This window comes from Caloramator australicus RC3 (genome assembly GCF_000297115.1).
Lineage (GTDB): Bacteria > Bacillota > Clostridia > Clostridiales > Caloramatoraceae > Caloramator > Caloramator australicus.
In genome coordinates, this window is the sequence record NZ_CAKP01000096.1 from 1 (window position 1) to 14,668 (window position 14,668).

Consider the following 14,668-nt stretch of genomic DNA (forward strand, 5'->3'; position numbering starts at 1 on the left):
TTTTACAAGCATTTTTGATAAATATTTTATAAATACAAAGAAATTTTTGCCCTTTCCAGGGCCGTTTTGTCCCTTCTTCCACATCCAATTTGCCATCTTCTTTAAATTAAAGCAAGCACAAACAAGCATCGCTTGCATGGACACTTTTTCTATCCCTCTTAGTGTTGTCCATCGCAAACCATGCTTCTCCTTCAAGTCGGCAAATACCCTCTCTATGGTTTTGCTTCTATCTTTATATAGTTCTTTGCATTCGTATGTATGTCTCAAATGTTCTACTTCTTCTAGATATCCTTCCCATATATGTCGATTGACTATTTTTGTGTGATTTTTACTGCTTGTGCACATGCTTAAATATGGGCAGTTCTTGCATACTTCCGGATTTGATTTGTATACCCTATATCCATCTCTGTTTGTTGTTGCGTATTCTAATATTTGATTGTTGGGACATATATAGCAATCATAGTATTCATCATAAACAAATTCTTTCTTTGGAAAATATCCCTCCTTATGTTGTGGCCTCTTGTATGGCATGGATGGTAATATATTCCTATCTAATAATTCTTTGCATATATGAGGAGTCTTGTAGCCTGCATCTACTGCTACTGCTCTTGGTCTCCCTACATTCTTTTCTACTTCGTTTAATATGTCCACAAACATTACACTATCATGAACATTTGCAGCTGTTAATATAGTCCCTAATATCATTCCATTTTTGTCGCAGGCTGTATGTAGGGAAAAACCAAATTGATGCTCCTTTTCATTTTTATTTATCATTCCGCTATCTGGATCTGTTGTGCTCCTCTTTACTTCTTTCATTTTTACATTTTCATTTTCAAAATCCAATGGCTTTAACCCATGATTTTCTCTATCTTCGTTTATTTCTTTTTCTAATGCTTCCTTGTATGTTTTTGTTTGTTCTTCTACAAATACTTTCTCATATTTTTTCTTGTTAGCATTTGCTTTGATGTGGGTTGAATCTATAAATACAGCATCTATATTTACTAATCCATATTCAATTGCCTGTTGTAATATTTTCTTAAATATTTTTTCAAACAAATCTGTTCCTTTGAACCTACGCTCATAATTTTTGCTAAATGTGCTAAAGTGGGGAATGTTGTCAGTAAGACCAAATCCTAGAAACCATCTGTATGCAACATTTGTTTCTATTTCTTTTATTGTTTGACGCATAGATTTTATACCAAACATATATTGAATTAAAACTATTTTAATTAATACAACAGGATCTATGCTTGGTCTTCCATTATCTAAGCAATACATGTCCTTTACAAGATCATATATAAAATCAAAATTGATAACTTTTTCTATTTTTCTAACTAAATGATCTTCTGGAACCAATTGATCAACAGAGATAAATTCTACTTGTTCTCTACGAGTTTTATCTTTGTTGATTGTTAGCATACTTATCCTCCTTTATTACTTCGTATATTATTATATTTCGACATAAAAAAAGAGAATCCTTTTTTTGCGATGGATTCTCTTTAAAAAATTATACTTTGTCAACAGTCTGAATTTTTTTATTATTATCATAATATGTATCCAAATTATAAACAGAACTTATAACCCACTGGTCAATCCCTTGGTTAATCAATATATTTTTCATAATCTTATTCAGTGAATTTACATTTTTTGATCTATTGCTTAAACTAATCAAATTATTTTGTTTCAAATAAATTGATAGTTTTTTTCCTTCGTATGTTTCTTTATCCATGATTGCATCTATAAATCCATTTGAGAATTCTGCTATGTTTTTATCCCCAAAAAAATTAATATCTATCAATTTTTTGTTAGTATATTTATCAAGATTAGAGTAAACAAGATGAGAAAAGAAAGCACATTTTAAGTGATCGTTGGAACCTAATGTTGTTGCTGCAAATATGAATTGTTGGTTAAAAACAAGAGATAATGTTAAAATTAGAATGAAAACAAATGATTTTGATAATATTTTTCGCATATAAAGACCTCCTGTCAATATACAATTGTTTGATAACTATTATGCAGGGGTTACCCCTATTAAAAAAATTATTAGAATAAAAAAAGCCCGGCATTTGCCGGACTTTTTATTATGCAGCTTTGTTAGCCTTATTAGCTACCTTCTTTTCATATCTTCCATATATTGCAAGTGCAATGATTGAGAAGAAGATTGGTCCTGCTACTGACCAGAATGTTGTTAGCTTATCTCCTTGAAGCGCTGGTTCAAGAACAGTAAAGAAGTTAGCAAAACCAACTGTTAAAGTAACGATTACTGTCCAGATTAATGCGCTGTTGTAGCTTTTGAATACTTCAAATGGCTTATGAATGTTAGTATTCTTCTTAAATGGAGCAAATGCATAAGAGATAAACATATATGGTAATGTCATACCTACGTTAGTCATCATAACAAGAATATCAAAGAATTTTGCCATAGAGTCTCCACCGAAGGAAACAAGTGCTATCATTATAGCAACTGTGATACCTTGAACCCACATAGCAAACTTTGGCATTCCATCCTTAACTTCGCCAAATCTTCCTGGCCAAAGTTCTGCAGGAGTTCCTTCGATCATTTGCTTAAGTGGTGCGTAAGTTAATGTGAAGAATGCACCTGTTATTGAAAGGAATACTGAAAGTCCTATGAATCTAGCAATCCATTGTCCCATTGCAATTGCTGTAGCTTCGCTTGTGCCTAATGCCATACCAATTTGGTAACCAAGGTTACCCATTATAACGTAGCTTGCATTTCCAAGATGAACGCCATCAACATTTATAACCTTTGCCCAGTTTGTGAATATACCAACAAGGAAAATACCTAATGAATAACCAACTGAAATTATAGCAGCTGAAATTGCAATTCCCATTGGTAGAGTCTTTTCAGGATTTTCAGTTTGGTCAACAAGACCACTTGCAACTTCAATTCCACCATAAGCAAATATAGCATAAACTACGAATGCAAGACCAGCTAAGACATTTCCAGCATACTTTGGATTTGGTGATTGAGTAAATGTTGAAAGTCCAACTATTGGTTCAGCAAGGTGTCCTTTATTTAATATTAAAACAAGTAGTGCACCTACCCAAAGTAAGATGTTTAATGCAGCAACTGCTGATCCACCAAGTGAAGTTACCTTCTTAATCTTTTCAAGTCCCTTTGATGAAAGGTAAGTTACGAAAAGTATCCATAGAATACCTAAAACACCAAGAAGTTTTGGTCCTTGTAAACCAAGGAATGCCCAGCTCTTAGTAGTGTCCTTACCAAAAATAGCGTTTGAAAGTGGAACCCAAATACCAGATGATACGTTAACCATCCAAATGATGTATGAAGCATACCACATGAAGGTTCCAACGAATGCAAACTTAGGTCCTACTGACTTTTCCATCCATGAATAAATTCCACCCTTTTCATCCTTGAAGGCAGCACCGAATTCTGCCATCATAAGAGCGAATGGAACGAAGAATGTTATAGCTGAAAGAATATACCATGGAATAGCAGCGTATCCCATCTTGTAGAAGGATCTTGGAATGTTGTTAAAGCCATACACGGAAGTAAAGATCATAAGAATTAATGATACCAATGTTAACTTTTGGCCTTTATTTGGACCGTGTGACATTATAAAACCTCCCCTTTTTTACATTTTGTTCACAAATATACATTATACCTAAATCGACAATAAAATCAATAATTCTACAAAAAGTAGTAAAATTCTGTAAATTTAATAAATTTAGACTAATGGGAAAAAATAAGAAGGTGTTATCAAAAAAATCTTAAAAAATGAATAATAACAAGGTTTAGAACAAAAAAATGCATTATAAAAACAATATGATGTCTATTTTTTGAAAAAACAAAATTAAAATATTATTGACTTAAATCTTTAAATGATATTTTAATAAACATTAAAAATACATTTTACTTCATAATTAATTCATAATCTTAAAATAATCTTTAGACGATTTTTAGACACTTAAAATGTAAAATATAAACAAAGAAATAAAAAGAAAGGGGTAGGGTTATGGAAGTTAGAGTTCCAAGTGATATTGAGATTGCACAAAGTGCAAAGTTAAAACCCATAATGGATATAGCAAAAGATTGGGGGATCGAAGAGGATGAAGTAGAATTATACGGAAAATATAAGGCAAAAATTTCCCTTGATATTTTTAAGAGATTAAAGGATAAACCAAACGGAAAATTAATTCTAGTCACAGCGATAAATCCAACTCCAGCTGGAGAAGGAAAGTCAACAACTACTGTAGGACTTGGTCAAGCTCTTAATAAGATAGGCAAAAAGGCAATAATAGCTTTAAGAGAACCTTCCTTAGGCCCAGTTTTTGGTGTAAAGGGAGGTGCAGCAGGTGGAGGATACGCACAGGTTGTTCCAATGGAGGATATAAACTTACATTTTACAGGCGATATGCACGCTATAACTGCAGCTCATAACTTGGTTTCAGCTGCTATAGATAACCACATCCATCAAGGAAATACCCTTGGAATAGATCCAAGACAAATAGTTTGGAAAAGAGTTCTTGATATGAATGATAGAGCACTAAGGCAAATCGTTGTTGGACTTGGCGGAAAGGCAAATGGATTCCCAAGGGAAGACGGATTTATGATTACAGTTGCATCAGAAGTTATGGCAGCTCTCTGCCTTGCAAGCGACCTTATGGACTTAAAGGAAAGATTTGCAAGAATGGTTGTTGCCTATACATACGATGGAAAGCCAGTTACAATAAGAGACTTAAATGTTCAAGGAGCAATGGCAGTTTTGATGAAGGATGCAATAAAGCCTAACCTCGTGCAGACTCTTGAAAATACACCAGCCCTAATCCATGGAGGACCTTTTGCAAATATAGCCCATGGTGCAAACAGTATAATAGCAACAAAGCTTGGATTGAAACTTGCAGATTATCTTGTAACGGAGGCAGGTTTTGGTGCTGACCTTGGTGCAGAAAAGTTCTTTGACATAGTTTGCCGTTATGCTGGCTTTAGACCAGATGCAGTTGTAATAGTTGCAACAATAAGGGCTCTTAAGATGCATGGTGGAGTTGCAAAGCAAGATCTTTCAAAAGAAAACTTAGAAGCTCTTGAAAAGGGATTTGAAAACCTTGAAAGACACGTTGAAAACGTAAGAAAATTTGGTCTTCCTGTCTTAGTTGCGATAAACAGATTTGTAAGCGATACAGAGGCTGAAATTGAACTTCTCCATAAATTGTGCCAAAAGATCAATGTAGAAGTTTCATTAAACGAAGTTTGGGCAAAGGGCGGCGAAGGCGGAATTGACATGGCAAATAAATTAGTAAACCTTGTAGAAAACAACAAGCCTAACTTTAACTATTTATATGATATTAATCTCTCAATAGTTGAAAAGGTAAATAAGATTGCAAAGGAAATTTATAGAGCAAATGGTGCAACATTTACAGCACAAGCAATGAAACAGGTTCAAAAGATAGAGGAACTTGGACTTGATAAGCTACCAATTTGTATGGCAAAAACTCAATATTCCTTCTCAGATAATCCTTCATTACTTGGTGCACCAAAGGATTTTGATATAACAGTTAAAGAAGTTAGACTTTCTGCCGGTGCAGGATTTATAGTAGTTCTAACAGGGGATATTATGACAATGCCAGGACTTCCAAAGGTGCCTGCAGCTGAAAAGATAGATATAGATGAAAACGGCAATATAGTAGGGTTATTTTAAAGTGACAGGCACTTAAGATTTAAGATTTTTACATTTAGAAACTTAAACTAAGGTGCCAGGCATCTAAAATTAAGATTTTGAGAGGTGATACAATGATAACGAACTTGGACATAAAAAGCGCAATGAAAATAAAGCTTGACGAAATACCTGAATATCCTAAATTTGTTGAAGGTATAAGAAGAGCACCAAGCAGAGGATTTAGGCTAACAAGGGAACAGACTGAAATCGCCCTTAAAAATGCCCTAAGATACATTCCAGAAGAATATCATGAAATGCTTGCACCAGAGTTTATGGAAGAATTATTAACAAGAGGAAGGATTTACGGTTATAGATTTAGACCGGAAGGCAACATCAAGGCAAAGCCAATCCATGAATATAAAGGAAACTGTATAGAAGGTAAGGCCTTCCAAGTTATGATAGATAACAACCTTGACTTTGATGTGGCGCTTTATCCATATGAGCTTGTAACATACGGTGAAACAGGTTCTGTATGCCACAACTGGATGCAGTATAGGTTAATTAAAAAATATCTTGAGGTTATGACTCAAGACCAAACACTTGTTGTTGCATCAGGACATCCTGTTGGTCTTTTTAGATCAAAGCCAGATGCCCCAAGGGTAATTATAACAAACGCCCTTATGGTTGGTATGTTTGACAATCCAAATGATTGGGAAATTGCTGAAGAGATGGGCGTTGCTAACTACGGACAGATGACTGCCGGCGGATGGATGTATATAGGACCTCAAGGTATCGTTCACGGAACATACAATACAATACTTAATGCAGGAAGATTAAAGCTTGGCCTTGGCCATGATGCAGACCTTAGAGGAAGACTTTTCGTGTCCTCAGGTCTTGGAGGAATGTCAGGTGCACAGCCAAAGGCAGTTGAAATTGCAAACGGAGTTGGAATCATAGCTGAAGTTGACTACTCAAGAATAATGACAAGATACAACCAAGGCTGGGTAAAATATATCTCATCAGATCTTGATGAAGTATTTAGGGTTGCAAAGGAACATCTTGATAAAAAAGAACCTATATCAATTGCTTACTATGGAAATGTAGTTGACCTTCTTGAATATATAGTAAAGAACAACATCCACGTTGATTTATTATCAGACCAAACCTCCTGCCATGCGGTATATGAGGGAGGATATTGCCCACAGGGACTTACATTTGAAGAAAGAACAAAGCTTCTTGAAACCGATAGAGAAAAGTTTAAAGAATTAGTAGATAGAAGCCTTAGAAGACATTATGAACTTATAAAAATACTTGTTGAAAGAGGAACTTACTTCTTTGACTATGGTAACTCCTTCATGAAGGCAGTTTATGACGCTGGAGTTAAGGAAATTGCAAGGGGTGGCGATCCAAAGAATGGATTTATATTCCCATCCTATGTTGAAGACATAATGGGACCAATGCTCTTTGACTATGGCTATGGACCATTCAGATGGGTATGTCTAAGCGGCAGTGAAGAAGACCTAAGAAAGACCGACAGAGCTGCTATGGAATGCATAGATCCAAACAGAAGGCCACAGGATAGAGACAACTGGATATGGATCAGGGATGCAGAAAAGAATAGGCTTGTTGTTGGAACAAAGGCAAGAATTCTATACCAAGACGCAGAAGGAAGAACAAGAATAGCCCTTAAGTTTAACGAAATGGTAAGAAAGGGAGAAGTAGGTCCTATAATGCTCGGGCGTGACCACCACGATGTATCAGGAACTGACTCACCATTTAGAGAAACAGCTAACATTAAGGATGGTAGCAACATAATGGCTGATATGGCAACCCACTGCTTTGCAGGAAATGCAGCAAGAGGAATGAGCCTTGTTGCCCTCCACAACGGTGGCGGTGTTGGAATTGGAAAGTCAATAAACGGTGGATTTGGCCTTGTGCTTGATGGAAGCTTAAGAGTAGATGAGATAATAAAGAGTGCTATGATGTGGGATGTTATGGGAGGAGTTGCAAGAAGAGCTTGGGCGAGAAACGAACATGCAATTGAAGTTTCAGTGGAACACAACAAAAAGAGCACAACAGATCATATTACACTCCCTTATCTTGCAGACGATGGCCTTGTAAAGGAAGTTGTTGACTTTGCATTTAAAAAGCATGGAATAGATAGATAATAGGATGGGCCATTGGCCCATCCAATATTTAAAGGAAAGGAGCAATCATTATGGCAATGACAAAAATAGTTGAATGTGTTCCAAATTTTAGCGAAGGAAGGGACCTTGATAAAATTGAAAAAATAGTTAATCCTTTTAGAGGAAAAGAAGGAGTAAAACTTCTTGATTACAGCAGAGACGTTGACCACAATAGAGTTGTTGTAACTGTAGTTGGAGAACCACAGGCGGTTAAAGAGGCTATGCTTGAGGCAATGGGAGTTGCAATTGAAGTTATAGATATGAGAAACCATAAGGGAGAACATCCAAGAATGGGAGCAGTTGACGTTGTTCCATTTATCCCTGTAAAAAATATGACTATGACTGAAGCCGTTGAACTTTCAAAGGAATTTGCAAGGGAAGCATCAGAAAAATATAACCTTCCAATCTTCCTTTATGAAAAGTCAGCAACAAGTCCTGATAGGGAAAACCTTGCAAACATTAGAAAGGGCGAATTTGAAGGAATGTTTGAAAAGATAAAGCAGCCTGAATGGAAACCTGATTTTGGACCTCAAGAGGTGCATCCAACGGCTGGAGTTACAGCAGTTGGTGCAAGAATGCCACTTGTTGCCTTTAACGTAAATCTTGGAACAAACAACATAGAAATTGCTAACAAAATTGCAAGAAATGTTCGTTTCCTAAATGGAGGATTAAGATACTGTAAAGCGATAGGAGTAGAGCTTAAGGATAGAGGTATTGTTCAAGTTTCGATGAACATGACCGACTATACAAAGACAGCCCTTTACAGAGCCTTTGAACTTATTAAGGTTGAGGCAAGAAGATATGGAGTTCCTGTTATAGGCAGCGAAATAATAGGCCTTGTTCCTATGGAAGCTTTAATCGATACTGCAGTTTATTATCTTGGGGTAGAAGATTTCTCAATGGACCAGATTCTTGAAAACAGAATTATGGAGTGATAATATGAAAATCTTAATAAAAAATGCCAGTGAACTTGTAACCTGCAGCGGCACTTCTCCCAAAAAAGGGGAAGATATGAAGAAGCTAAATATAATCGAAAATGGTGCAGTATTAGTAGAAGAAGGAATAATTAAAAAAGTTGGAAAAACTGAAGAAATATTAAAGGAAATAAATGAAAGTGAATATGAAGTTTATGATGCAAAGGGAAAGGCAGTATTGCCTGGATTTATAGACTCCCACACCCATTTTGTATTTGGCGGCTACAGAGCCGATGAATATTACCTAAGGCTCAAGGGTGCCACATATATGGAGATAATGGAAAAGGGTGGTGGAATAATAAATTCAGTTGAAGCCACAAGAAGGGCAAGCAAAGATGAGCTAATTGAGCTTGGCAAAAAGAGGCTTGACTCTATGCTAAGCTTTGGGGTTACAACTGTTGAAGGAAAATCAGGATACGGCCTTGACTTTGATACGGAAATAAAGCAGCTAGAGGTTTATAAAGAATTAAATGATATTCATCCAATTGACATAATTCCAACCTTTCTTGGTGCCCATTCAATTCCAAGGGAATACAGATGCAGAAACATAGAATATATAGATTTTATAATAGAAAAAGTATTACCCTACATAAAAGAAAAGAATCTTGCACAATTTGTGGATGTCTTTTGCGAAAAGAATGTATTTTCTGTGGATGAATCAAGAAAGCTTCTTCTTGCTGCAAAGATGATGGGGTTTAAGTTAAAGCTCCATGCCGATGAAATAGTATCCCTTGGCGGTGCTGAACTTGCTGCAGAGGTTGAAGCGGTTTCGGCGGATCACCTATTGCAGGCAAGCGATAAAGGAATAGACATGATGGCCAAAAGGGGAGTTATAGCAACGCTTCTTCCTGCAACAGCCTTTAGCTTAAAGGAAAATTTTGCAAGAGCAAGATATATGATAGATAATGGACTAGCTGTTGCCCTTGCCAGCGATTTTAACCCAGGAAGCTGTTTTACTGAAAATTTATCCCTTGTAATTGCCCTTGCAACACTTTATATGAATATGTCTCTAGAGGAGGCAATAACTGCCGTTACGATAAATGCAGCAGCAGCAGTAGGAATGGAAAAGGAAATAGGAAGCATTGATGTAGGCAAAAAGGCAGATATAATCATATTAGAACATCCATCATATAAATTTATCCCCTATCATATTGGGGTTAGCATAGTTGAAAAGGTATTTAAGAATGGAAAATTAATATACGATAAGGAGAGGGATGATAGATATGCTTATAGAAAAAACAGTTAGAGGATTTGTAGAAGAGACCTTTAGCGCATCACCAGTTCCAGGCGGCGGAAGCGTTGCAGCCCTTGCAGGATCACTTGCTGCTGCCCTTTCAGGTATGGTTGCAAACCTAACTATTGGTAAAAAAGGATATGAAGAAGTTCAAGAGGAAATGAAGAAAATATTAGAAAGGGCAAAGGAACTTAAGGATAAATTATTAGAAGATATAGACAAAGACTCAAAGGCCTTTGACAAGGTTATGGATGCCTTTAAGATGCCAAAGGAGACAGATGAAGAAAAGGAAAGAAGAAAAGAAGCGATTCAAAGTGCCCTTAAAGAAGCTGCCCTTGTTCCCCTTGAAGTTGCAAAGGATGCTGAAAAGATATTTGAGATCTCTGAGAAAGTTATAGTAAAGGGAAACAAAAATGCTGTAACTGACGGCGCTGTATCCTGCATGATGGCAAGAACAGCAATCCTTTCAGCCCTATTAAACGTAAAAATAAATCTTGCATCAATCAAGGATGAAGAGTTTGTAAACAAAGTTTCAAAGGAAGTTGCAGAGCTTGAAGAAAGGGCACATAAATTAGAAAAGGAAATCCTAACAAAGGTTGAACTGTAAAATATGCCTCAAATTTTGCAAAGGAAATGAATAGATCCGCATCGGTTTATTTGAAAAATTTTAATTGTAAATAACAGTTAAGCTCCTCTTATGACTATTATTTTAATATCAACCATAAGAGGAGCATTTTTTATATTTGAAAACACTATTTTTCATCTATTATGCCTTCAAATAACTTCTTACCATATTTTGATTTCCGTTTTGCTGCTAAATCATAACAATTGTTATCATCTCTTTTTGATATAACAACAATTAACATTACTTTCTTATCTCTTATTAAGGTATATACTACTCTTATTCCTATTCCTTTGTATTTTATTTTAAAAAATCCGGTTAAGTTATTACCATTTTTATTACCAAGAGGTTTACCAAAACCACCTTCAGATTGAGGCAGAGGATTTTGTCTAACTTTCTTAATACCTGCTAAAACAATTTTTCTTAATTCGTTATCCAATTTATCTAAATCATCTAATGCTTCTTTAAGGTATTTATCCTGCCACATTTCATTCAATTTCAACAGCCTCCATTAATTCGTCCAATGATTCTTCTTTTATGTTATATCTTTCCAACACATTCTCATGAGAAATAGCTTGGTTAAGATTGCTATTTTTTATCCTTTCTTCTGCCATCTGAAGGAGCTGCAAATCTTCTTTTGCCTCTAATAATTCTATATATTCATCTACGGATATAATAACTGCCTCTGGTTTATTATTTTTAACAACAATATACTGTTCTTTATCTTTATTAACTTTTTGAATAATTTTAGATGCCATTCCTCTGCTTAAATCAGATACAGATATAAGCTTGCTAAGAAAATCTTTCAATTCGATCTTTGCAACTCCTGACATAAAATCACTCTCCATTGAAATATATTTTTGATTAGTTTATTATATGTTTTCTTAATATAAAAATACATAAGTTCAAGAAAATTTTCAATATAATAATCATAAATATATTTTAAAATTTTAAGATTTAATCATATTATATCCTTTTTTCTCAAAAAAGTGTATAATAATAAATAAGTTAACTAAATGTCAATTAACTTTTAAGAGGGGTTATGATGGTGAGGGTTAAACTGTTTGGAAGTCCTTTAGTTACCTTTAATGATAAAACAATAACATTTCCATTTAAAAAGGCTGAGGCTCTTTTTTACTATATGCTTCTTAGAAGGGATGCAACAAGGGAAGAGCTAATTAGCCTTTTTTGGGCTGACCAGGACGAGGAGACGGGTAGAAAAAATTTAAGAAACGCGATATACTCTGTAAAAAAGGCCTTTAACATAGAAGTTTTCATATCTCACGGCAAATCCAACCTTACTTTAAATCCTGAACTTGAAATAAACTGCGATGTTGTAAAGTTTTTAAACAGCGGTTCCATAGAAGAATATAAAGGTGATTTTTTAGAGGGGTTTTGCATTAAAGATTGTGAACCCTTTGAGGGATTTGTAATGCAAAAAAGAGAAGAGTTAAAGGAAATATACAAAAAAAGGCTATATGACAAAATAAACCTATTTATTAAGGAACATAAAATTAACGAAGCAAAGGATTATGCTAAAAAGATACTCCTTGTAGATGAATTTGATGAAAGGGCTATAAGGATTTTAATGCAAGTTTATGCAAAAAACGGTGAGATAAATAAAGCTGTTGAGCTTTATAAAAATTTTCAAGAAAAGCTGTCAAGGGAGCTTGGAATAAATCCTGAGGCAAAAACTAAAAATCTTTATGAAAAAATAATTTTAGAAAGAAAAGATGAGAAGAAAAAATTTTTTTACGGAAGAGATTTAGAATATTCAAAAATATTGCAAAACTTTTCTAGTTTTACTGATGGCTCAAACTTTAAAAATATATTAATTTTAGGCGAAGCAGGAATAGGTAAAACAAGGCTTGTTGAAGAATTTGTGGACTCCTTTAAAGGATGTAAAATAATAAAGGTAAACTGCTATGCAGCGGAGGAGAGCTATATTTTAAAACCCTGGGGTGATATTTTAAATTCCCTTGGTGAAGAACTTAAGATGGAGGACATTCCAAGATCCTGGAAAATAGCCCTATCATCTTTTTTCCCTTCCTTAGAAAAAGTTTTTAAAATCGACGAAGCAATAAATTACGATACCAACAAGTATAAACTCATTGAAGAAATTGTTATGAGTATTATCTTAAACCTATCAAACAAACATAAACTCCTTTTTATATTTGAGGATCTGCATTGGATGGATAATATCAGCCTTTCAATACTAAAAAAGCTGTTAGCCATAGAAAGAAAAAACCTTTCCTTTATTCTAACTGCAAGATATGATAAAAAGATAAATAACTTCTATTCTGAAATCGTAAAATACGACAGGATAGAAAAAATTGAGCTTTTAAGGTTTAACAAAGAAGATACCAAAAATTTTGTCCTAAAGGCCCTTTCAAAGGAAGTTCCTGATGAAATTTTACAGAACATCTACATTGAAACGGAAGGTAACACATTTTTTATTGTAGAATATGTAAACCTTTTGAAGAACGGAAAAAAGTTAGAAAGCTTTAATGTAAAATTAAAGGAAATACTCAATACGAGATTTTTAGGGATATCCAAGGGAGCTCAAAGGGTATTAGATATAATATCCATGTTTTACGATAAGGCACCCTATGAATATATTAAACTTTTATCCAATATGGAGGACGATGAGCTACTAGATATTTTAGATGAGCTTATTTATAAATTCATTTTGACCGAAACAAAAAAAGAAGATATATTTTATAAATTTACCCACCAAAAGCTAAGGGACTTTGTCTATGAAAATCTGTCGGAGGCTAAAAAGAGGATACTTCATCTTAAAATAGCCAACCTTATTGAAGCTAAATTAAAGGGAGATAAGAAGGATGCCTATTATTATGAAGGGTTGATTTACCACTTTGAAGGTGCAGGAGAGAGATTAAAGGCAGTAAAGTATAAGCTCAAAAACTTATGCGAATATTTAAACTACACAAATGAACTTTTTCCAGAGGGCAGCGATATAAAGTCCTTTGATAAAGAAAGCCAAAAAACGATGTTTAAAAAGCTTGATGAGATAGAGGAGGACCTTGAGAAAATAAAATCCTCTGATGAGGAATATCCAAGGATTTTGCTGCTATTCTGTTACCTAAAGGGAAGATATTTCATTTGGGAAGGAGAATATACAAAGGGGACAAGTTTTATTCAAAGGGCAATAGAAATATCAAGACATCTTAAAGATGATGAAATGCTCTTAAAATCCTTAAGGCAGATGATAAACTATGCAATACAGGTTCACGATGTTGAGGGGATGGGAGAATATATAGATGAATCCTTTAAAATTGCAACTAAGCACAAAAACAAAAAAGAAATAGCAGTTCTTTTAAGACTCAAGGGATTAAACTATATAATGCATGAAAAATTTGAAAGGGCAGAGGATTCCCTTAAACACTCCCTCATGATATTAGAAGGGCTTAATAATGATGGTAGCCAAGTTTTAAACATAGCTGCAGCCTTAAATTACCTGGGAAATATAAAAAGGTTAAATGTGGATTTTAAAGGAGCATTAGTTTACTACAAGCAGGCTATAGAGATGTGTTTAAATTCAAAAATAATGACTGGAATTACGGTATTCTTAACAAATGCAGGGCATGCTTCCTATGAGATGGGAGATTACCTAAAGGCAAGGGACTATTTAGCAAGGGCTGTTGACATATACGAAAAAATTGACGCATATTGGTTAAGGTCAGTTGCTGAAGGATATTTAACTTTAACGTTGATTAAGCAGGGGAAATACCAAAGTGCTATGGAACACCTTAAAAGGGCTGATACCTTTGTTCAAAAGCTGAAAAGCCCCTATGAAAATGGAATCCTTCTAAGAATAAAGGCAGAGATTAAAAATAATATGGAGTATAACGAAAGAGTTAGAAAGGAATTTGAGGATTACCTTAAGGATGATTTAGAATTTTACTGCAAAGAGGGGATTAAACTATTAGAAAAGGTTAAGGAAAACTACCAAGTTGATATTCTAAAAACCTTTTTAAAAAGTAGGGATTAGC

The 14,668-nt window shown here is 34.6% G+C and carries 11 protein-coding genes; 6 read left to right on the top strand and 5 right to left on the bottom strand.

What is annotated here, in order from left to right:
• The 3 genes from CAAU_RS08775 to yjeM all read right to left on the bottom strand — a co-directional run.
• On the bottom strand, nt 1-1,419 hold a 1,419-nt coding region (locus CAAU_RS08775), incomplete at its 3' end, for an IS1182 family transposase (protein ID WP_040306418.1).
• 88 nt (nt 1,420-1,507) lie between these two features.
• The gene (locus CAAU_RS08780; protein ID WP_008909087.1) at nt 1,508-1,972 is read right to left on the bottom strand and encodes a hypothetical protein; all 465 of its coding nucleotides are present in this window, start codon (nt 1,970-1,972) and stop codon (nt 1,508-1,510) included.
• Between the two features lie 109 nt (nt 1,973-2,081).
• A complete protein-coding gene (gene yjeM / locus CAAU_RS08785) occupies nt 2,082-3,599 on the bottom strand; it encodes a glutamate/gamma-aminobutyrate family transporter YjeM (RefSeq protein WP_008909088.1) in 1,518 nt (505 codons plus the stop codon).
• A 399-nt stretch (nt 3,600-3,998) separates the two neighbouring features.
• Between yjeM and CAAU_RS08790 the strand changes: the two genes are divergently transcribed.
• The 5 genes from CAAU_RS08790 to CAAU_RS08810 all read left to right on the top strand — a co-directional run bounded on the left by CAAU_RS08790 (nt 3,999) and on the right by CAAU_RS08810 (nt 10,640).
• Nucleotides 3,999-5,681 carry a formate--tetrahydrofolate ligase gene (locus CAAU_RS08790; protein ID WP_008909089.1) on the top strand — a complete coding sequence of 561 codons (1,683 nt, stop codon included), beginning with the start codon at nt 3,999-4,001 and terminating at the stop codon, nt 5,679-5,681.
• Nucleotides 5,682-5,773: 92 nt separating this feature from the next.
• On the top strand, nt 5,774-7,807 hold the full coding sequence (locus CAAU_RS08795) for a urocanate hydratase (RefSeq protein WP_008909090.1): 2,034 nt from the start codon (nt 5,774-5,776) through the stop codon (nt 7,805-7,807).
• 50 nt (nt 7,808-7,857) lie between these two features.
• Nucleotides 7,858-8,760, top strand: coding sequence for a glutamate formimidoyltransferase (gene ftcD / locus CAAU_RS08800; RefSeq protein WP_008909091.1), 903 nt, complete (start codon nt 7,858-7,860; stop codon nt 8,758-8,760).
• A 4-nt stretch (nt 8,761-8,764) separates the two neighbouring features.
• Entirely contained in the window at nt 8,765-10,045 is a 1,281-nt protein-coding gene (gene hutI, locus CAAU_RS08805) for an imidazolonepropionase (RefSeq protein WP_008909092.1), read from the top strand.
• A complete protein-coding gene (locus tag CAAU_RS08810) occupies nt 10,023-10,640 on the top strand; it encodes a cyclodeaminase/cyclohydrolase family protein (RefSeq protein WP_040306384.1) in 618 nt (205 codons plus the stop codon). Before hutI ends, CAAU_RS08810 begins: the two co-directional genes overlap by 23 nt.
• A 145-nt stretch (nt 10,641-10,785) precedes the next feature.
• Here CAAU_RS08810 and CAAU_RS08815 read toward each other — a convergent pair whose 3' ends face one another.
• Together CAAU_RS08815 and CAAU_RS08820 are read right to left on the bottom strand one after the other, a co-directional pair.
• Nucleotides 10,786-11,142 carry a type II toxin-antitoxin system RelE family toxin gene (locus CAAU_RS08815; protein ID WP_040306424.1) on the bottom strand — a complete coding sequence of 119 codons (357 nt, stop codon included), beginning with the start codon at nt 11,140-11,142 and terminating at the stop codon, nt 10,786-10,788.
• A gap of 1 nt (nt 11,143) precedes the next feature.
• On the bottom strand, nt 11,144-11,488 hold the full coding sequence (locus CAAU_RS08820; RefSeq protein ID WP_008909095.1) for a type II toxin-antitoxin system Phd/YefM family antitoxin: 345 nt from the start codon (nt 11,486-11,488) through the stop codon (nt 11,144-11,146).
• 212 nt (nt 11,489-11,700) lie between these two features.
• Between CAAU_RS08820 and CAAU_RS08825 the strand changes: the two genes are divergently transcribed.
• Nucleotides 11,701-14,667, top strand: coding sequence for an ATP-binding protein (locus CAAU_RS08825; protein ID WP_008909096.1), 2,967 nt, complete (start codon nt 11,701-11,703; stop codon nt 14,665-14,667).
• Nucleotide 14,668: the final 1 nt, after the last annotated feature.